Raw genomic sequence first — 19015 nt, 5'->3', positions numbered from 1 at the left:
ATTGTAAATAGTTACAGATGAAATTTTTCCTGTTCACTTATAACTATTTTATTAACGGTGCAAAACGCTTTATTAGCAGCTCTAGGGCTTCCTTTCTTTCATCAAAATAGTCATGAATATTATAAGTCCTCTCTATACCTGGAATTCGATGATTCATACAACGCTCCGCGACATGACCAGGAACCGCGAGAAACCCCAACTGTGTCCGAAATGTTCTGCGCAAATCGTGAACGGTGAAATGATCAATTTCTAGCTTTTCTTCTTTGAAGAGTTTGGCTATTGCTGCATTCAAGGTATCTGGGGATACATGCCCATTCCTCTTGCTAGAACGTCTACGCGGAAACACATATTCTGATCCAGCAGATCGATACTTCAGCTCACAGAACCATTCCACAACACACTCAACAAGAGGAATAGTAATCGAATCGCCATTTTTACTCCTGTGTTTAGGAATCACCCAGAGACCCTTTTCGAGATCGATCTCAGACCATTCAGCAGCAATTAGCTCTCCTTTACGGACACCAAGGCATAATAAAAGAGCCACGGCAAGATAGTTATCGCGTGTGAACTGATCAGTATTGTTTCTGAAAACCTCAAAGAGATGCTGAACCTCTTCCAAAGACAGCGCCCTATCACGGCTTTCTTCAGTACCTCCAGCATCAACATTGCGGAAAGCTTGGGCGGGATTATTCTGGATTAGATCAAGCTTAATACCGTGATTGAAGATCTGCTTACAATACGCCAGAGCATCATTCGCGATAGTAGGCCGATTACTTCTCGCAATTTTAGTGATCACCCCTCTGATATCTCTCGCGTTAACTTGATCAAGAGATAGTTGTCCAATGCTGGGCGCTATATCTTTCTGGTAAACACGTTCAGGGATTCCTGGATGCTTCAATCGACGCTTACAATCTTCTAACCAATCTTCAGCAAGATCATCAACTGTATTTACCTTGGCTAAATGATCCCTCTCCCGTTCAGCTAGCGGATCAATTCCCTTCTTGGCTGCAGCCTGAATCTGTGCTGCTTCTCCCCGTGCATCGGCCAGAGTGATGTGATCGGGAGCACCAATAGCATATCTCCCTAAGGTTATTTCACGGCGTTTAGAGTGCGCCTTGTAACGTACAACCCACGTTCCCGTACCTCCTTCACTTACCCGAAAATAGAGACCCAACCTGTCACCTGTGTTGTGCCTACCAATTTTCTTTTCCCTAAGTAACTTCTTGATCTGTAAGTCGTTCATAGCATCCCAAACGAAAAAGGGTGACAGAAGACTCAATCCTAATGACTTTAGGCCTCTCTTGTCACCCTTTCTGTCACCCTTTTTGGTGACATATAGCGAATTAATGTGAAACTATCTGAAACAGCTAATCTATATAACCACTTGTTTTTGTTAAAATAAAAATGCTTAATAACACCCCATGAAACATCATTCGATATTCTGGATCTGCTCCCGCATCTGCTCGATCAGAACTTTGAGTTCCACCGCACACTGAGTCGTACTTGCCACGATCGATTTTGAGGAGAGTGTGTTGGCTTCGCGGTTCAGTTCCTGCATCAGGAAGTCGAGACGGCGGCCGATTGGACCTTTCTGTTTCAGGACACGACGTACTTCCTGCACATGTGTATCCAGACGATCCATCTCTTCATCCACATCGGCTTTCTGTGCAATCAGGGCGATCTCCTGCTCGATACGGGCTTCGTCCAGTTCAGCTTTGAACTCTTCCAGACGCTGATTCAGGTTATCACGCTGGTTTTGCAGGATCTGTGGCATCTTCTCGCGGACTTCCGCAACAATTTCGCTGATCGCGTCGAGGCGCTGATTGATCAGATTTGCCAACTCAACGCCCTCTCGACTGCGCCCTTCCAGCAGATCTTCCAACGCTTTTTCGAAGAGGGTTTTAGCCGAGTTTTTCACCAGATCCATATCCAGTTTTACATCCTGCAGGACACCGGGCCAGCGCAGTAATTCAAGAGGCTCAACCGGCTGATGTTCCTTCAGCATCCCCTGTAAGGTTTCCGCTGCCTGTATTACCTCTTGGGCATAACTCTCATTAACGACAAGTTGCTGAACTTTTGCCTCGGGATTAAAACGCAGAGTACATTCAACCTTGCCTCGACTGAGGGTTTTACGCAGTTTCTCACGCAAAAAACCTTCCAGTTCTTTGAGGTTTTCTGGCAGACGCAGATGGGGCTCCAGGTAACGGTGATTGACTGATCGAATCTCCCAACTTAAAGATCCCCATTCATGCTCGGCTTCCTGTCGAGCAAAAGCTGTCATGCTGCGTGTCATATTGATCCATTCTCGATTAAAATGCGTGTTAACGGTAATTGTAACAGTCTGGCCCGGCAGTGCCACGCCAAGGCTGATCAGAATATTGATAAAGGACAGGCATGAGCTCATCTATCTCAGAACAGCTGCAAACACTTGGTATCAAAAAACATCGCCCAAGCGGTCGTGAGAATGACCAGATGCGCGACGTGAAGATCACCCGTAATTTCACTAAACATGCAGAGGGTTCGGTGTTAGTTGAATTCGGCGAAACCAAGGTCCTGTGTACCGCGACGGTTGAGCGTGGTGTTCCCCGTTTCCTGCGGGGCTCAGGTCAGGGGTGGATTACCGCTGAGTACGGTATGCTTCCGCGTTCAACGACAACCCGCAACGCACGTGAAGCAGCGAAAGGGAAACAGGGCGGACGTACAGTTGAGATTCAGCGCCTGATCGGAAGATCACTGCGGGCCGCTCTGGATCTGAATAAGCTGGGTGAGAACACGATCACGCTGGATTGCGATGTTTTGCAGGCGGATGGTGGCACCCGTACAGCATCGATCACCGGTGCCTTTGTCGCCCTGCAGGATGCGATCAATGTACTGAAGCAGGATAAGAACGGTGCAATGAAAGGCGATCCGATGAAACAGGCAATTGCAGCCGTGTCTGTCGGTATCTATGAAGGTGAGCCGGTACTTGACCTTGATTATGCGGAAGACAGCAAAGCTGAAACGGATATGAACGTGATCATGACCAGCAACGGCGGTTTTATTGAGGTTCAGGGTACCGCTGAAGGTGCACCTTATACACAGGATGAGCTCAATGCGATGCTGGAGCTTGCGCGCAAAGGGATCTCTGAGCTGATCGAGCTTCAGAAAGCAGCGCTGGCTAACTAAACTCAACCCTCCTCTGAACCATTAAAAAAGGAGCCTGCTGGCTCCTTTTTAGTATCTTATTCTAATTGAGATCAGATTTCGTAATCGATAATCACCGGTGCATGCTCACTAAACATCTGATCCCGGAAGATCTGTGCATTCTTAATCGTTTTACGCAGATTCGCAGTCGTAATCTGGTAATCGAGACGTGCCCCTTCATTCAGCTTACGCGCACGATTGTAATCGGGCCACCAGCTAAACTGCCGTTCTGCTTTGTTGATCTGGCGGAACGCATCAACAAATCCCATCTCTTCAAGTATCTCCGCCATCCATTCCCGCTCTTGCGGCAGAAAACCTGACACAGTCTGGTTAGCATACCAGTTACTCAGATCAGCCGGTTTATGTGCAATATGGGTTGTGCCACAGAAGATAAATTCCCGGCGTTTGCGCAATGTTTTATTCATATGGGCCAGAAAATCTTCCATGAACTGCTCTTTCTCTGCCTGTGCTTCAGCACTTTTTAGCCCTGAAGGTACACAGAAGGATGAAACACTGACATGCTCAAAATCTGCCTGGATAAAACGGCCATGCTGATCACACAGTTCAAACCCCAACCCTGTCATGATCGCTTTAGGAATCTCCCGGGTGTAGATCGCAACACCACTGTAACCATCTTCCCATGCATCAAAGAAATAGGGATAGTAGCCCTCGGGATGATAGCGCTCATCATCAAGCTGATACTCTTTTGCCCGTATATCCTGCAAGCAGACAACATCAGCATTCTGCTGAACCATCCAGTCGAAAAAACCATTTTCTGTGGCTTGTTCAAGGCCTTGTGTATTGAAGGTGATGACGCGCATAAAACGTGTTCCTGTCTGAGAACAGACCAATGACAGATTGATATTATTTTTAGCGAAGGTCGAATTGTATAGGGAAGTGAGCAAAATTGAAATTTTTTGCTCACTTGCGCAAACATGGAGCACAACGTAAAGCACTGGTAGAATAGCGCCACTTTTTACCTCTATCCCAGCGGAGATTGCCATGCAGGATTACCAGCGCGAGTTTATTGAATTTGCTATTGAACAAAATGTCTTACGCTTCGGCGAATTCACGCTAAAATCCGGCCGTACCAGCCCCTATTTTTTCAATGCAGGCCTGTTTAATACCGGTACCGCTTTAGCCAAGCTCGGACGCTTCTATGCACAGGCGATCAAAGACTCTGGGGTCACCTACGATGTACTGCTGGGCCCTGCGTATAAAGGTATCCCGCTGGCAGCGACCACCGCTGTCGCTCTGTCAGACCATCATGGGGATGATGTGCCATATGTCTTTAACCGCAAAGAAGCGAAAGCTCATGGCGAAGGTGGAACGCTCGTGGGTGCACCCTTGGAAGGTGGCGTGATGATCATCGATGATGTGATCACTGCCGGCACTGCGATTCGTGAGGTGATGGAGATTATCGATCAGGCCGGCGCTAAACCGGCCGGCGTTGTGATCGCTCTCAACCGTCAGGAAAAAGGCAAAGGTGAACTGTCAGCGATTCAGGAAGTAGAGCGTGACTACAAGATGCCTGTTATCAGCATCGTCAGCCTGAACGATCTGATCGAATATCTGACTGCACGGGGCGATATGACGACTGAGCTTGCTGCGATCCGTAAGTACCGTGATGAATACGGAATTGATGCATAACGGCATCACTCAGGGCAGTGCTATTGCGCTGCTCTGATAACCACTCTCCTCGAAGCACCATCTAAACCATCCCCACCGCAATACCCGGTACTGTCAATCGTCCATAACTGCCCTTCCGAGGAATTCACCAGACGATAGAACACCTCTGCACGACATCCCTTCAAACCTGCGATATCAAAGGTGGCCGTCGCTGTGGGGCCTGGCCAGTAGTCCCATAGGGTCGGATCGCTCCCCACTGCAGCTGATGCACTACAACCGACAGCACCGCTCTCAAGGCAAGTGAGCTCCAGTTCAATCCCTGATTGAGCGGCAGTAATCGCCCTGGCACCCAAAAACTCCTGCACAGTCACATCCTGACTGATCGCATAAAATCGCGCCATACCGGTAATAATGACCGCCAGAACAGTGATCACAAAGATCGCAGAGACCAGACCTAGACCGGTTTGATATCGGATTGGCTTATTCTTCAAAGCAGATCTACGGTACATTTCTCACCTGTACCTCAAACTGAACCCTGATACTCTCCTGAGTCGTATCCGCTGCTGTTAGTTGTTGATCCTGTACAAACAGATCAAACAGAACTATCGCGTTTCGCAACAGGGTTGCTGAGCTGTAATTAAAGGGGGCACTTCCGGTTGGGGCGACAATATCGCTGGCTAACAACGCCGCCTGAGGTTCCGTCAGATTCGCTAACAACCCTGCGCCATCCGGTTGATTCACAGCAAAGCTATAGCTGCTGCCAGACTGCCCCTGAAAACGGTACAGATCACTCCCCACCACACAGAAACTCACCGGTTCATCAACAATAAAGAAGCGCTTTGCAGGCGAGTCTGCAGGAAAAGCATGCGCCAATGACAACTGAAGATTGACAGCACCTGAAGCGGATTCCAACACATTACCGGCGCTCATCTCAGAAGAGATAATCGCCCAGCTATCCAGATCATAGATCGGATTATTGGTTGCTGGCCGGGCTGGCTCATCAGCCGTGTTGGTATCGATCGGGTAAACAGCGATCCGTCCCTGTGGAGGCTCAACCGCAAAAGGAACAATACTGACCGTTGTTGAGGCCGCTGAGGCAGATAAGGGTACGGATATATAGCGAGATGCCGCCAGCGCCGGAATAAACTCCAGACAGCTACCCGCTGCATTCACACGAATGCTGTTCGGCAGGGCATTGCGGATCTCACGTGCCATTCTCTCCACTGCTACGCGCGCAGCTGATGACAGCTGATCTCTGCGTGTCAGGTCCGCGTATCCCTGCATCGTCGAGCTGATAAATCCCACCGTTACCAGTGAGATAATACCCAGCAACGTAATCACTACAATCAGCTCGACTAAGGTAAAACCTCTGCTCAACCGCATCAGTAATTACCCCGCAGTGCACTGAACTGTACCGGGCTCTGTCCGGTATTCGCAGGTGGTGTGACCGTCACGATCACCTGTTTGACCAATTCACTCTGAGTCACGGAAAAGTAATCAGCACCCGCATACTCCACCTGAACGCTCACCGAATACCCGGCATATGACTTAATTCCTCCTGGCGTGATCAGGGAGTTGAATAAGCCCACCGCATTCTCAGTCAGGTTATGGTAATCATCAACATCATCAAAGGTGGCCCGCGTCTCCCCCGTATCGGCTCCCAGATCCGCTGCTGGCGTACATGGACTGCAAACCGGGCTTCCCCCTATCGGGGTCAGCTCATCAAAACGTCGTGAAAGAATCTCTTCGAGGTATGCCTGTCCAAGGTAGGAGACTTTGGTTTGCCACATCACATCAGCACTGTGCCGGGAGATGTTACTCCAACCCGCAATCGCAGCGGTCAGGGCAATCGCAATGATCACAATCGTGATAATCACCTCAACCAGTGAGAAGCCTTTTTCAGCGACAGGTCGATGCATAACTATACCCTGTCAATGAGAGACAGAAGTCACCGCTGCCATCTGCAAACTGTAAACTGCTATCAACCTGCTGAGCACTTCCGGGGAAACTCGCCTCCGACGTTAAGACAACATTAGTCTTAACCCGCACCATATCCCCTAACTGGTTAAACAGAATGACCAAGTTATCGCTGGTTCCGACCGAACCGGCCACAGCCCCCCCTGCAGCAAGAGAAACATTAAAATTGAGCATCGATGGCGCAGATATCGGTGTACTCAATTGTGTCGGCGTGATGTCGGTTGGTGGGTTGCCATCACTGCTGTCGGAATCGATCAGCAGCTGTAGCTGCCATTGTGTCTCAGCGGGTCGGGATAACACCCAGTAGACAGAGGATGCATGTTGCGCCAGAGCGGTTTTCTGCGCCAGTTTAAGCGAACCCAATATTGAGCTACGTAAAGAGGCAGATTCAAAAGTGGAGGTATCTGAAAAGCGGGGGATTGCCACTGCGGAGAGAATACCCAGCAGAATAATAACCACAATAATTTCCACCAGCGTAAACCCCCGCTGGTGAAAACGTGGGCCGACAGGCGTTTGTGTGACTCGACCTGTACAGCCCATGATTTGCTTAGCTGTCTACACCAGAGACCGTTACGTTACCGTTAGAGGAATCGTATTCGATCTCACGGTCATCACCATCCGCATTGGCTTTACGGTAGGTGAAGGTACAGTTTGTAGTCGCTCCTACGGCCTGATACTCGATATTATTATCTGCCGCTGGCGCTGCTGTTGAAGCAACAGGGCGGGATCCCTGAAGCACATTGTCCCAAACGTCAACACACTCAGCATTGGTCAAAACAGCGGTATTCGTCGCGCCTGATGCTCCTACAGGATAACCGGTGCTATTCACCACAACACCAGCAGAACCGTCGAGTTGAACATAATCCAGATCATCCGCATTCTCGACAACAGCTTTAGCTTTCGCCAGAGCAACACCCGCAGCAAAACCACCTGCTGCGCCTTTAACCGCTGCATTATGCGCATCATCGGTCACATTGATAAAACGGGGAAGAGCGACTGCCGCTAAAATGCCTAACAGGGCGATAACAACAACTAACTCGATAATGGTAAAGCCTGCTTGTTTTCTCATGGAACCCTTGCTCCTAGGAATAGATATTCAATTCATTGATTTTTAACAAATTAGATGCCGCTTGTATAGCGGTCACCATCAATCTGCCTGCCATTTAAACCTATGTATAGGCCTAAGTGTCGCTTCCAATGCGAGTCCCCGATTACGACCGGGATGTTCAAATTTCGTCACCAGCCGGTAGATCAGCAGATCCGGCTGTTCAAACTCATTCACTAACTGGCTATAGCGCTTCGCTTTATAAACCAGCCAGTGTTTATCTTTAACGTAATACCATCGCTCTGCAGGATGATCAGATAACTGTGAGAAGTGAACCTCACCCATATAATTGCTGGGCTTATGCTGAACCAGTTCCAGTGGATTTATCTCACTGAATTGATCTTTTTCAACTTCGATCTGTTCGGCATACCAGTTTGCCACCTGTAATGTGAGCTGAGCCTGAATGTTTTTAACCGTTCCCTCAAAGGTGACACGCTCAACATCTTCAACCATTCGCTCTAATCGCTGGTAAGCGATCGCCATCAACACAGAGATCACCAGTATTGAAACCACCAGTTCCAATAGTGAAAAACCACGCTGTCGAGCCTTCACCCGTCCACCCTATCCATTGATGGTCGTACTGAGTTCCCACAGCGGTAGAAACACCCCAAGGGCCAAAACCAGCACCATTCCGCCAATCGCTACAATCAGAATCGGTTCGATCGCACTGGTCAGGTTCTTCAAGTCATATTCCACTTCCTGCTCGTAAAACCCTGCGGCCTCTTCAAGCATCTGATCAACCCGGCCGGTCTCCTCACCTACTGCCAGCATCTGCATCACTAGCGGACTGAACATCTCAGCCTGGTGTGCTGTCTGGGTAAATGACTCACCGCGCTCAATACCTTGGCGCATACCTGCAACCTTCTGACCGATATACTTATTCCCCACGGCATTGGCCACAATCGACAATCCCTGTTCAATGGGGACGCCAGCTTTCAGAACAATACTGAAGGTACGTGCGAACCGACCTAGAATCACTCGGTAGAATATCGGCCCAACAATGGGAAACTTAAGCTTGCGTCGATCCCAGGTCATTCGACCCGCATCTGTTTTCTTCCAACGAACAAAGAGAAAGACGCTTAAGGCGATCGCAGCTAACAGGCTATGCCACCAGTTGACCGTAAAGTCAGATATTGTGATCAGAACCTGCGTCTGCCAGGGCATCGCACCACCAAAGCTTTCAAACACCGATTTAAACGCTGGGATTACAAAAACATTAATAATGGCGATCGCTATTGAGATCGCCACCATCACAAACAGCGGATATCGGGTTGCCTGTTTTACGTTCTTAACTGTCTGTCTTTCCAACTCGAGATAAGCTGCCATCTGCCTGAATGAATCATCCAGCTGCCCGGTGTTCTCACCGACATGGATCATACTGATATACAGTTCGCTAAATACTTTGGGGTGTTTGGCTAACGCCGAGGAGAGCGCATGCCCTTTTTCCAGGTCACCTGCCAGTTGATCCAAAGTCTCTGCCATCAGAGGATTTTTGACCGTATTCGCCAGCCCCCTCATTGCACGAGTAATGGGCACCCCCGCCTTAGTCAGACTATACATCTGTCGGCAAAACATGATCAGCTCATCAATACTGATCTTCTGTAAAAACTTAAGCTGGATATCCTGACTTTTCTGCTTCTGGATCTCAGACGCCTTCTCCTCGATGGTGATCGGCGTGATTCCATCCGCGGTTAACTGCGCAGCGACAAGGGATGCACTCAAGGCGTCAAGCTGCCCTTTGACCTCACTCCCCTCTTTATTTCGCCCACGATAACTAAATATGGCCATTCGATTTCACCCTAGCGCTTATTCCAGCTCAAGATCACTTGCAAGTTCGTGGCTTGATACTTCTGGTGCCGGCGCATCAAGATAGACCGATTCATCCAGTTGCTCAGTTACCCGGAACACCTCATCCAAGGTGGTTATCCCCTCGATCGCCAGCTCCAACGCACTGAACATAAGGGGCTGGTAGTGGGGATCGGTTTTGGCTGCGATGGTGAACGCTGCACTGTCATCACGGCGCAGAGCATCGGCCATCGCCTCATTAATCTCTAACAGCTCAAAAATACCGGTCCGGCCTTTGTAGCCGGTGTTATTGCAATAGGTACAGCCTCGCCCCTTTTGCAGAGAGATCGTATCGAGACCGAGCTCCTCCTCTCGCAGGTCCAACCACAATTGCTCCTGCCCTGTCGGAGTGTAGCTCTCCTTACAGTTATCACAGATTTTACGAACGAGACGCTGTGCCAAAATACCATTCAGCGCGGACGCTACCAGGTACCCTTCGATACCGATGTCGGTCAGTCGCATCGCACTGGATACGGCATCATTGGTATGCAGGGTGGAGAGTACAAAGTGACCGGTCATCGCTGCACGTAGGGCGATATCTGCGGTTTCCTTATCACGAATCTCACCCACCAGAAGAATATCCGGGTCCTGACGCAGTGTGGCACGCAGGACCGTGGAGAAATCTAATCCAATATTTGGATGTACCTGCACCTGATTGATACGTGGCAGGCGATACTCCACTGGATCCTCTACCGTAATAATCTTTTTCTGATGGCTGTTGAGCTCATTCAGGGCGCCATAGAGGGTTGTTGTTTTACCGCTACCCGTGGGCCCGGTAACCAACAGAATCCCATGGGGTTCATGGATCATTTTCCGCAAACGCGGCAGCATTTTCTCAGGGAGACCTACTTTCTCAAGCCCGATTATTCCGCCGGACTGATCCAGCAAACGCATAACCACGGACTCGCCAAACTGAATAGGCAGTGTGGAGATACGAACATCCACACTGTGACCCGATACACTAATATTAAAGCGGCCATCCTGAGGAAGACGTTTCTCAGAAATATTGAGGGACGCCATCAGCTTCAGCCTCAGAACCAGTGCTGACGCGATTCGCTTCTCTTTCATCACGTGCTCATGCAGCACACCATCGATACGCTGCCGAATACGAAGAACGGTCTCATCCGGCTCGATATGGATATCTGAGGCCCCCACCTGAACCGCATCTTCAAACAGGCTTTTCAGGAGTTTAACAACCGGAACATCGACTTCATCAGTTGCGGTCAGCGCTGCCAGGTCAAAGGCATCATCCGCAATCTCCTCATTCAGCTGATCCGCCAGATCTTCAATATCGCTGGTTTTACGATACAGAAGGTCCATAGACTGCAGCAGCTGTGCCTCAGAAACCACCGCCAATTCGATCGGCTTGGGCAAAACGCGCTGCAACTCATCGAAAGCAAAAATGTCCATAGGATCAGACATGCCTACCATAAAGTTGTCAGCATTCTCTTTTAGAACCAGCGCCCTGTAGCGTCTTGCCTGCATCTCGGGCAGACGTAAAACATCATCCTGATTAAATGAGTAGTGAGTCAGATCAACCAGCGGGATATGCAGCTGCTGCGATAGAAACTCCAGGAATTTAGACTCTTCAACATATCCCATTGTCACCAGAGTCTTACCCAATTTCTGGCGTGTCTGTTTCTGCCGATCCAACGCCTCCATCAGCTGCTCTTCAGTGATAACACCGTTCTGAACAAGAAGGTCACCGATTCGAATTTTCATCTTGGGTGCGCTCATGCAGCCCCTTCCTCCTAACGGTCAGCTAACGCAAACATGCGCTGGCGGGCATAATTCTTCAAACCTGAGTCTATCGACGGAATCTTCAGGCCGTTCTGGTAAGCGGTCATCGCTTCCGGGAAGCGCTGTGTCTGTTCTAGCGCATACCCTAACCCAACCCACCATCTAGGGACTTGGCTGTTGTACTTTAGCAACTGGTAATAGATGCGCGCAGCCTGATCGGGTTCCCCTTTCTGCTGGTAAGAACCGGCTAATAGTTCAAAATATTCGCTATCTTCTGACAGAAGTGGGGGTGAGATAGTTAACAGATCGATCACTTTGGCTGGCTCAGATTGCTGTAACCAGATACGGGACTGGAGCTTTTTCAATATCCTGTTTTCACCGTGTAGCTGCAGACTCTTCTTCAGTAAACGTTGTGCTTCAGCCTGTTCACCCATGGAGATCAACACACTTGCCAGTAAACTTCGCTCGCGCTGGGCTGAAGTTGGGGAAGCGGCAATCAGCTTCTCCAACTGATCTTTTGCCTGCTGTAAACGCCCCTGACTGACCAGCTCCCGCGCGCGCTCAAATCGCTGCTGCTGGCTCTCTTTTCTGAGTGACTTGGTCACCGGCTTAACCGTAGTCAGAGTAGATTCAACAACCGGTGAGGGTTTCTCTACGGGTTTAACAACCGGTTTAGCCGGATCTACCCTGCTTTCATTGCGGTGTGCACTCGCTACCTCTGTGGCGGTTGTTTCAGGCGGCTCCAGAGAGACGATTCCCAACACCAGACTGCTGGGATTCTGTTGCACACGCACGGCAAAATGACTTCTCTGTTTCGCCACAAGCGTCATCAATGTCCGACCCGATTCGGTTGTCAGATCAAGGCTCTCGACGATGCTGTTGTCTGTGTTAGGAAGTGACGTTGTAACAGCCACCTCATCGAAGGCCACGGTGATAACCTGTTCATCCTGGCTGAGCACCTGGATATCCGCCGCACCATCCAGTCGCACCACCAGATCCCCCCCCTGCTCAGAGTGGGCCCACAGCACTTCGTTAATCGTCACAACCGGTGTAATGGCCGCTGTCGTTCTCTCTTCAGTGTTTTCCGTAGCCGGCACTTGAAGCGTTTTTTCTGCTCCAGTTACAGGTTTTGATACCACTTTGCTCTCAGGTACCTGAGAGAGGTTATCCTGCCACAGCAACCAGCCGGTCGCGACTAAAGCAAGAATGCCTATCGCCCAGAGAAGATAACGAACGCTCTGGTTAGATTCAGTAGGTTCTGATCGGGCGGCCTGCACTCCAGCCTTGGCTCCGGGCACTGTGGTCTGCTCATTGCGTTTTTCAAGATCACGCAACATATCATTTACTAAACTCATCCACTAAACCTCAGATATGCCAAGGCCGCACTGAGCAGAATCAGGCTACCTAGTACCCCCCACAGAAAGGACACCGGTGTTACCGGTGCAGAAACACCCTGCGTATCTTCAATCGCGCGTTTCACATGAGTCCGGTCCACGATCAGATCACCTTTACCATAGGCAGACAACAGTGATTTGTGACTCAGTATATTGATCAATCGGGGAACACCATCTGAGGCTTTTGCGATCAACTTTGCCGCATCTCGCTTAAACAGAGACATCCCCTCAAAACCTGCACGTTGAATCCTCTGATCGATATAGTGCCCAACCGCCTCTACATCTAGATGCTTCAACTGGTAACTGAAGGTAATTCTTTGCAACAACTGACGCAGAGATTTTCGGGACAGAAGCTCATCCAGTTCGGGCTGACCTAACAGCACTACCTGAAACAGTTTGGATGATTCGGTTTCCAGATTGGTCAGTAGCCTGAGGGCTTCGACCGTTTCTTCAGGGATCGCCTGAGCTTCATCGACCAAAAGCACAACCTTTCTCTGCTCCTGAGCTAAGGCGATCAAACGGTGATTGATCGCATCGAGCAGCGCAAAACTATCCATCCCCTGCACATCAATACCTACCTCCTGTGCAAAGCTTTTGCGAAACGCATCAGGGCTAAGCTGTGAGTTGGGTATGTAAGCCGTTACATACTGCTCATCATCCAGTGCATTGAGCAACTTCCGGCATAACAGAGTCTTCCCGGTACCGACCTCGCCCACCACTTTTACAAAGCCATCCCCACCTGCCAGGGCTACCATGATCAGGTTCAGCGCTTCCTGATGGGTCGGCATATTTAGAAAAAAATGCGTATTGGGCGTCAGCGTAAAGGGCAGCTCTGTTAATCCAAAGTGCTCGGTATACATCTGTTACTTCACCTCAGCGGTTGACTGAAGGCTCTGAAATGACTGCAGGCTTCGTTTGAGTTCATCCTGCAGATTATCCTGACTGGCAAGAATCGGGCGTAGCATGATCACCAACTCAGTTTTGCTACCACTCTTTCGCTTTTGTTTGAACAGATTACCAATCCCCGGAATATCTCCCAGCCCCGGTGTTTTGGCTTCTACATCGGAATCAGTTGATTTCATCAGCCCGCCTATCACAATCACCTGTCCGCTATCAGCACGGACGATGCTATCCGACTCGCGAATAGAGCTCAGGGCCAGTGGAATATTAAAATCATCACTACCAACACTGATCTGTTTCTGTTGGTCAACCACCTCTGAAACAGTCGGATGAATATGCAGGACAATATCACCATCAGCACTGATCTGCGGTGTAACATCCAATGCGATACCGGAGAAGAATGGGGTCAACTCAATACTCGGAGAGTTCGTGGTACTGGTACCCGTTGTTGTTGTATTCTCTACTTCCGTAACAAAGAACTCATCGGTACCGACTTTGATCACCGCTTTTTGGTTATTCACGGTAGAAACCCGAGGACTGGACAGCACCTGCACATCACCCTGACTACCCAACAGTTCGATTACTGCGGTAAAGTCGCCCAGGCTGAGATCCGCTTTAAAGATGCCAGCGATATTATCTTCATTGCTCAAACCAACGGAGGATTGGCTGAATAGCGCGGTTTTACCCGTACCCGGCTTACCCAAAACAGACCAGTTAACACCCGACTGAAATCCATTATTCAGCGTTACTTCAAGGATTTTCGCCTCGATGATCACCTGACGATGCAGGATCAACTCAGCCTGCGCCAGGTACTCCCTGACTGTCTCCAGCTCACTAGGCAAAGCCCTGACCACGATAACGCCGGTTTGTGGCGTGACAACTACTTTTCGTCCCTCTCCGGTTACGATCGTATTGAGTGTGGTCTGCAAATTACCCCAGAAATCGGTCGACGTTTTTGTACTGATTCGAGTGCCGATCACCTCTTCGCTACTGGAGTTATCACCCGAGGTGCTGACTGAGCCAGCGCTGACCTGAGTATCGGAGGAACCATCACGTTGAATATCGAGGTAATTGATCTGAAACAGCTCAGTTTGCAAAGACGCAGGTAGTACCTGATAAAGATTCCCATGGCGCTTATATTCGTAGCCATAGACCCGTTGCACCGCCTGCATTACCTCATCAACCGTGACCGATTTCAGCTCCAGAGATACGTTACCCCCAACAGCCTCATGCACAATCATATTGTAAGGCGTGCCCTGAACCAGTCCCATGAAGAAGTCGCGTGCACTCAGGCTTTCAGCACTGATATCAAAACGCTCTTCATGAGCTGCACTAAGCTGGTTAAGGTTCAATGGAGGTAACAGTACAGGTGCGGCTGGAGGATCAACACGAGCGCTCCGTTTCTGATTATCGGACAACGCCTGCTCAATCGTTTCGACACCGACCTCTGTTGTCGTTTTATCCGCCACCGGAGCCAGACTCTGACAGCCGGAAACGAGAAGAGCGCCGCTACATAGAAAGATACTAATCAATTGCTTCATAATAGTTCCGTATTATTTCCCGCTCTTCACTTTACTAAAACCAACATTCTGCAATAACGGGATCAGCTTTTGCTGCGCCCCAATCATAAGGGTGACGCCATCACGACTGATCGTAATCACTTTTGCACCATCAACAGAATCGCCCACAGAGACCCGTTGCCCATTAACAACTGCCCTGCTTGCTGTTTTGGCCACACGTAGCCAGCTCACTTGATAACTCTCCGCTGCTTTAACCACAAGGTTGTTCTGATAGCCAGCAACAGGACGGGTTGGATCTGCAGGAAGAGGCGCGCCATATGTTATTGGGCATGCCACGATAAAGAGCAAGCTTGTAAGATACTTAAGCACCTAACCACCCCCTCTCTGTACTCAGGGTGTGCACCCTGATTTTGATCTTAGCTGTGGGATATTCTGACACTTGATACTCAAGCAGATCCCAGAAAAAAACACCATCCAATGCCTCTACAACCTGCAGGTAGTCGTATAACGCCTGATAGCTAGCCTCTAACTCAATTTCGAAAGGGTGAAGATAGATAAGCGCCTGAGGTTGATCAGACTCTTCACTCTCTGCACCTAAGGATATGGTTTCAACCGGTAAACTACCTGCCCTTAGTAATGTCACTCCCGAAGTAGGAGACAGGACTGAACGTAATAACGTCAGCATCTTATCCGGCGCCACAAGATGATCTGATGCGGACTGGATCTCGCGATCCGCTGTCTCCAGCTCAGCCCTTAACCGTCTTAGTTCTTCACGCGCTTTAACATTGGGATCAACCGCTTTCTGACTCTGTAAAAGCTCCAAAACCTGAGTCTGGCTTTTCAGTTGCGACTCAACGGTCTCAATTTTACCGGGCATACTCTGAACCTTAAGCAGTGCAGGTTCAATCAATGAAACATACAGCAGTGCTGTAATCCCTGCTATCACGGTAATCAGAATGAGCAAACGTTCACGCTGAACCAGGCCCTCCCACCTCTCTGAATAAACTTTCCAACCTTTACTCATGGAACGGTAACTCTGCAATAGCGTTAAATTGGACGTTTTCCGCTTCGGAATCGACTGCTAAGCTGTTGATCTGCATGCCGGCAAGCGCATCTGTTTGAGCCATAGCATCTATCAAAGCGGGGACTTGAGCCCCTTTCATTGCTTTACCATGAAATTCAAAAGAACGAGCATCAGCCACAAAACTGAAATAGGTTAACCAGCTTTCGGGCTGGGATGAGTGAGCCAAAGCGGAGAGATAACGAGAGAACGGTGTCACCACCTGAGGGTCAACACCCTGCAGAAGTGAACGTAGATATTGTCGGTCATTAATAGCATTTTTTAACCGCTCCTGTTCAGCAACAATTTCGGGTCGCACATGACGTTTGGAAAAGCGTTGCTGTTCAGCCAGGACCGCAGCATCAGTTGCCTGCTTACGTGCGTTTAATGCGGCAAGTTGATCTTCCTTCACCGACGCATAATAGGAGAGGCTAGCGCCAAGCAACGAAAGAATCACCACACAGCCTGTGAGAATTTTAATGGAACCACTAAAGCTAAACGCATCGAATGGCGTTTTACTTTGAGCAGGGTCGAAGAGATTGATCCGCTGCTTCATTGTACAGAATCCCCTCGGCCTAAATCAGTTCTTAAGGCGGCAGCAATCGCAACCGTTGTGTACTGCTGTAGCTCAGGAGTTAATTCAACCTTAGAGAGTAACAAACGGTCAAGATCGAGAGAGTGGACATCCAGTGGCAGACTCTGTCGTAATTCATTGAGCAAGGCCGAATCATCGGGCTGGACCGGCATGACCAATAACCGGACACAAGGAGGTTTTCCAACCTGACTCTCGTAGTAGTCCAAAGAACGTTGCAGTTCAAGTACCGCAGATGACTCACTGCCTACTTCAGTGGATGATAAGTGATATGAAACATGGCGTGAAAAATATAGCGCACCTGACGACAACAGGTTGATCGAACTGCCCTGCTGATCGATTGAAAACACCGCCAGCCCAGCTTCACTGTCAGCCAGATCTTCAGTTAAGTTCAGTAATGCCAGTTCGGGAACATCAACAGCGATCGGCACCAGTTCATGTGTTTTACACCATTTAACCAATTTATCGACTGATGCTTTCTGGGCCACAATCACGTAGAGCATCTGCGAACGACCACGGTATGCATCTTCAGGCAAGTCAATATAATCGATCGAGGCTTGTTCAACATCAAAACTGATTAAATCTTTAATCCGCCAACGCAGGGCCTCTTTAATCTCATTCTCTGGTACATCAGGACGTTCAACAAGTAGCAATTGATACTCGGAGGCGGGTAAAACAACAACCGTCCTACAGTTCTCAAGTTGATGCTGGGAGATATACTCACGCAGAGCCGGCAGATCTGAATATGATTTAGAGGTAGGGAAATACTTGCAGGTCAGCAACTCAGGCTGGCTCTTGCCATCCGTAATATGCGCAACGGCTACTCCCCCTTCGGTAAATACCAGAGAGGTAAGCCCTTTAGTACGGGACTTTTTTTTCAGCAATGAAATCAACAACTAACTCCCTGGGCAAGTATTAGCATATAACCTACAAATCTACCGAGCTTCGGCCATCGTTTCAATGACTCAAATACAATAAACCAGAGTTTGGCTACAGACTGCTACCATAGAATTAGTTATTCCGTCGAAAGGGGACCTCTGAAGCAAATATAGCCCCACATCCATGTGGCGCTACGTACTGATATTGTATCAACCGACGATACAAACACCGTGGTCAACATAGTGGATTGTACCGGTTACGCCACTAGAGAGGTCACTGAGATAGTAGAGAGCCGCGCCCCCCACTTCTTCTTTAGTAGGCAGTTGATGATCAACCGCTTTCTGCTTGTTGTATTCAAGCATCGTTTCAAAATCTTTAATACCACCGGCCGCACGGGTCGGGATAGTTCCGGGAGAGATAGAATTAACCCGAATTTTCTTTGGCCCCAGGTCACGGGCAAGGTAACGTGTCGCTGCCTCAAGTGAAGCTTTTGCACAGCCCATGATATTGTAATCCCCTGTCGCCAACGCGCTTCCCAGATAGGAGAAATTGATCAGGGAACCGCCATTAGGCATTAGCGTTTTAGACTTGGATGCCATCTCAATGAAGGAGTAGCACGAAACATCCATAGCCTGAAGGAAGCCTTCCCGTGAACATTCGGAGATCGGCGAATGCAGATCCTCCAAGGGACAGAAGGCCAAAGAATGAATAAGGCCATCAAAAGCCCCCCACTGACGCTCTATCTCTGCAAAGACCTCATCCATCTGACCCGGAACTGTCACATCAAGCGGCATAAAGATGCTCGCTTCCAGCTCTTCTGCTAACGGGCGTACAAAACGTTCAGCCTTCTCATTCAGATAAGTAATTGCTAACTCTGCCCCTTGCTCCCGAAGCTTTTTAGCACAGCCGTAGGCGATACTTTTATCGTTGGCTATGCCGACAATTAGAATCTTTTTATCTGTCATCAATTTATTGGACATCTGCTGATCCTGAATACTGGTACATTAAATGGGCTTATTTTACGCAGTTGCACAATACAAAGGTATGACAAACCGGAAAATCGGTTGGTATCAGTAAGAATTATTTTTTATAAGTGATATTTGTTGAGTAATAGCTAAAACGAAAAAGCCCCGATCACTGGGTGACCGGGGCTTTCTCTTAATTAAATGCTTGGCGATGACCTACTCTCAC

General features: G+C 49.1%; 21 protein-coding genes. 2 read left to right on the top strand and 19 right to left on the bottom strand.

What is annotated here, in order from left to right; genetic code table 11:
• Nucleotides 1–43 precede the first annotated feature (43 nt).
• Together Q0882_RS11950 and Q0882_RS11945 are read right to left on the bottom strand one after the other, a co-directional pair.
• Nucleotides 44–1243: a site-specific integrase gene (locus Q0882_RS11950; RefSeq protein ID WP_299181938.1), complete on the bottom strand. Its 1200-nt coding sequence runs from the start codon at nt 1241–1243 to the stop codon at nt 44–46.
• A gap of 186 nt (nt 1244–1429) precedes the next feature.
• Entirely contained in the window at nt 1430–2293 is an 864-nt protein-coding gene (locus tag Q0882_RS11945) for a YicC/YloC family endoribonuclease (RefSeq protein ID WP_299182215.1), read from the bottom strand.
• Nucleotides 2294–2394: 101 nt separating this feature from the next.
• Between Q0882_RS11945 and rph the strand changes: the two genes are divergently transcribed.
• Nucleotides 2395–3165: a ribonuclease PH gene (rph, locus tag Q0882_RS11940; protein WP_299181934.1), complete on the top strand. Its 771-nt coding sequence runs from the start codon at nt 2395–2397 to the stop codon at nt 3163–3165.
• 71 nt (nt 3166–3236) lie between these two features.
• On the opposite strand, the gene Q0882_RS11935 is transcribed toward rph, so the two are convergent.
• A complete protein-coding gene (locus Q0882_RS11935) occupies nt 3237–4004 on the bottom strand; it encodes an exodeoxyribonuclease III (RefSeq protein ID WP_299181932.1) in 768 nt (255 codons plus the stop codon).
• Between the two features lie 181 nt (nt 4005–4185).
• Between Q0882_RS11935 and pyrE the strand changes: the two genes are divergently transcribed.
• On the top strand, nt 4186–4833 hold the full coding sequence (gene pyrE / locus Q0882_RS11930; protein ID WP_299181930.1) for an orotate phosphoribosyltransferase: 648 nt from the start codon (nt 4186–4188) through the stop codon (nt 4831–4833).
• A 20-nt stretch (nt 4834–4853) separates the two neighbouring features.
• Here the strand turns inward: pyrE and Q0882_RS11925 are convergent, their stop codons facing one another.
• The 16 genes from Q0882_RS11925 to fabI all read right to left on the bottom strand — a co-directional run bounded on the left by Q0882_RS11925 (nt 4854) and on the right by fabI (nt 18804).
• A complete protein-coding gene (locus Q0882_RS11925) occupies nt 4854–5321 on the bottom strand; it encodes a hypothetical protein (RefSeq protein ID WP_299181926.1) in 468 nt (155 codons plus the stop codon).
• Entirely contained in the window at nt 5311–6195 is an 885-nt protein-coding gene (locus Q0882_RS11920) for a type II secretion system protein (protein ID WP_299181923.1), read from the bottom strand. The genes Q0882_RS11925 and Q0882_RS11920 overlap by 11 nt, the downstream gene beginning before the upstream one ends.
• Entirely contained in the window at nt 6195–6731 is a 537-nt protein-coding gene (locus tag Q0882_RS11915; RefSeq protein ID WP_299181920.1) for a prepilin-type N-terminal cleavage/methylation domain-containing protein, read from the bottom strand. Before Q0882_RS11915 ends, Q0882_RS11920 begins: the two co-directional genes overlap by 1 nt.
• The gene (locus tag Q0882_RS11910) at nt 6712–7329 is read right to left on the bottom strand and encodes a prepilin-type N-terminal cleavage/methylation domain-containing protein (RefSeq protein ID WP_299181917.1); all 618 of its coding nucleotides are present in this window, start codon (nt 7327–7329) and stop codon (nt 6712–6714) included. Before Q0882_RS11910 ends, Q0882_RS11915 begins: the two co-directional genes overlap by 20 nt.
• 7 nt (nt 7330–7336) lie before the next feature.
• Nucleotides 7337–7858, bottom strand: coding sequence for a type II secretion system protein (locus Q0882_RS11905; protein ID WP_299181914.1), 522 nt, complete (start codon nt 7856–7858; stop codon nt 7337–7339).
• A gap of 78 nt (nt 7859–7936) precedes the next feature.
• Nucleotides 7937–8446 (bottom strand): type II secretion system protein, encoded by a 510-nt coding sequence (locus tag Q0882_RS11900; protein ID WP_299181912.1) that lies wholly within the window; start codon nt 8444–8446, stop codon nt 7937–7939.
• A 9-nt stretch (nt 8447–8455) separates the two neighbouring features.
• The gene (locus tag Q0882_RS11895) at nt 8456–9682 is read right to left on the bottom strand and encodes a type II secretion system F family protein (RefSeq protein WP_299181909.1); all 1227 of its coding nucleotides are present in this window, start codon (nt 9680–9682) and stop codon (nt 8456–8458) included.
• Between the two features lie 18 nt (nt 9683–9700).
• Complete coding sequence (locus tag Q0882_RS11890; RefSeq protein ID WP_299181907.1) at nt 9701–11476, bottom strand: GspE/PulE family protein; 1776 nt, start codon at nt 11474–11476, stop codon at nt 9701–9703.
• A 14-nt stretch (nt 11477–11490) separates the two neighbouring features.
• Nucleotides 11491–12834 (bottom strand): lipopolysaccharide assembly protein LapB, encoded by a 1344-nt coding sequence (locus Q0882_RS11885; protein WP_299181904.1) that lies wholly within the window; start codon nt 12832–12834, stop codon nt 11491–11493.
• The gene (locus Q0882_RS11880) at nt 12831–13733 is read right to left on the bottom strand and encodes an AAA family ATPase (protein WP_299181901.1); all 903 of its coding nucleotides are present in this window, start codon (nt 13731–13733) and stop codon (nt 12831–12833) included. Before Q0882_RS11880 ends, Q0882_RS11885 begins: the two co-directional genes overlap by 4 nt.
• Before the next feature lie 3 nt (nt 13734–13736).
• Nucleotides 13737–15314, bottom strand: coding sequence for a pilus (MSHA type) biogenesis protein MshL (gene mshL, locus Q0882_RS11875; protein WP_299181898.1), 1578 nt, complete (start codon nt 15312–15314; stop codon nt 13737–13739).
• A gap of 12 nt (nt 15315–15326) precedes the next feature.
• Nucleotides 15327–15662, bottom strand: a complete 336-nt coding sequence (locus Q0882_RS11870) for a hypothetical protein (RefSeq protein WP_299181895.1) — start codon at nt 15660–15662, stop codon at nt 15327–15329.
• Complete coding sequence (locus Q0882_RS11865) at nt 15655–16317, bottom strand: type II secretion system protein GspM (protein ID WP_299181892.1); 663 nt, start codon at nt 16315–16317, stop codon at nt 15655–15657. The genes Q0882_RS11870 and Q0882_RS11865 overlap by 8 nt, the downstream gene beginning before the upstream one ends.
• Nucleotides 16310–16909 (bottom strand): hypothetical protein, encoded by a 600-nt coding sequence (locus Q0882_RS11860; protein WP_299181889.1) that lies wholly within the window; start codon nt 16907–16909, stop codon nt 16310–16312. The genes Q0882_RS11865 and Q0882_RS11860 overlap by 8 nt, the downstream gene beginning before the upstream one ends.
• Nucleotides 16906–17838 carry a hypothetical protein gene (locus Q0882_RS11855; protein WP_299181887.1) on the bottom strand — a complete coding sequence of 311 codons (933 nt, stop codon included), beginning with the start codon at nt 17836–17838 and terminating at the stop codon, nt 16906–16908. Before Q0882_RS11855 ends, Q0882_RS11860 begins: the two co-directional genes overlap by 4 nt.
• A 195-nt stretch (nt 17839–18033) precedes the next feature.
• A complete protein-coding gene (gene fabI / locus Q0882_RS11850; RefSeq protein WP_299181885.1) occupies nt 18034–18804 on the bottom strand; it encodes an enoyl-ACP reductase FabI in 771 nt (256 codons plus the stop codon).
• Nucleotides 18805–19015 lie beyond the last annotated feature (211 nt).

This window comes from uncultured Neptuniibacter sp. (genome assembly GCF_947498015.1).
Lineage (GTDB): Bacteria > Pseudomonadota > Gammaproteobacteria > Pseudomonadales > Balneatricaceae > Neptuniibacter.
Note: the sequence above shows the minus strand (reverse complement) of the source record. Positions and strands in the feature narration are given on the sequence as shown.

Coding starts and splice junctions, on each gene's coding strand:
- Q0882_RS11895 (WP_299181909.1), bottom strand. CDS start 9,682: ATGGCCATATTTAGTTATCGTGGGCGAAATAAAGAGGGGAGTGAGGTC.
- Q0882_RS11910 (WP_299181917.1), bottom strand. CDS start 7,329: ATGGGCTGTACAGGTCGAGTCACACAAACGCCTGTCGGCCCACGTTTT.
- Q0882_RS11950 (WP_299181938.1), bottom strand. CDS start 1,243: ATGAACGACTTACAGATCAAGAAGTTACTTAGGGAAAAGAAAATTGGT.
- Q0882_RS11865 (WP_299181892.1), bottom strand. CDS start 16,317: ATGAGTAAAGGTTGGAAAGTTTATTCAGAGAGGTGGGAGGGCCTGGTT.
- Q0882_RS11915 (WP_299181920.1), bottom strand. CDS start 6,731: ATGCATCGACCTGTCGCTGAAAAAGGCTTCTCACTGGTTGAGGTGATT.
- Q0882_RS11925 (WP_299181926.1), bottom strand. CDS start 5,321: ATGTACCGTAGATCTGCTTTGAAGAATAAGCCAATCCGATATCAAACC.
- pyrE (WP_299181930.1), top strand. CDS start 4,186: ATGCAGGATTACCAGCGCGAGTTTATTGAATTTGCTATTGAACAAAAT.
- fabI (WP_299181885.1), bottom strand. CDS start 18,804: ATGTCCAATAAATTGATGACAGATAAAAAGATTCTAATTGTCGGCATA.
- Q0882_RS11920 (WP_299181923.1), bottom strand. CDS start 6,195: ATGCGGTTGAGCAGAGGTTTTACCTTAGTCGAGCTGATTGTAGTGATT.
- Q0882_RS11890 (WP_299181907.1), bottom strand. CDS start 11,476: ATGAGCGCACCCAAGATGAAAATTCGAATCGGTGACCTTCTTGTTCAG.
- Q0882_RS11905 (WP_299181914.1), bottom strand. CDS start 7,858: ATGAGAAAACAAGCAGGCTTTACCATTATCGAGTTAGTTGTTGTTATC.
- Q0882_RS11860 (WP_299181889.1), bottom strand. CDS start 16,909: ATGAAGCAGCGGATCAATCTCTTCGACCCTGCTCAAAGTAAAACGCCA.
- Q0882_RS11935 (WP_299181932.1), bottom strand. CDS start 4,004: ATGCGCGTCATCACCTTCAATACACAAGGCCTTGAACAAGCCACAGAA.
- Q0882_RS11885 (WP_299181904.1), bottom strand. CDS start 12,834: ATGAGTTTAGTAAATGATATGTTGCGTGATCTTGAAAAACGCAATGAG.
- Q0882_RS11945 (WP_299182215.1), bottom strand. CDS start 2,293: ATGACACGCAGCATGACAGCTTTTGCTCGACAGGAAGCCGAGCATGAA.
- rph (WP_299181934.1), top strand. CDS start 2,395: ATGAGCTCATCTATCTCAGAACAGCTGCAAACACTTGGTATCAAAAAA.
- mshL (WP_299181898.1), bottom strand. CDS start 15,314: ATGAAGCAATTGATTAGTATCTTTCTATGTAGCGGCGCTCTTCTCGTT.
- Q0882_RS11880 (WP_299181901.1), bottom strand. CDS start 13,733: ATGTATACCGAGCACTTTGGATTAACAGAGCTGCCCTTTACGCTGACG.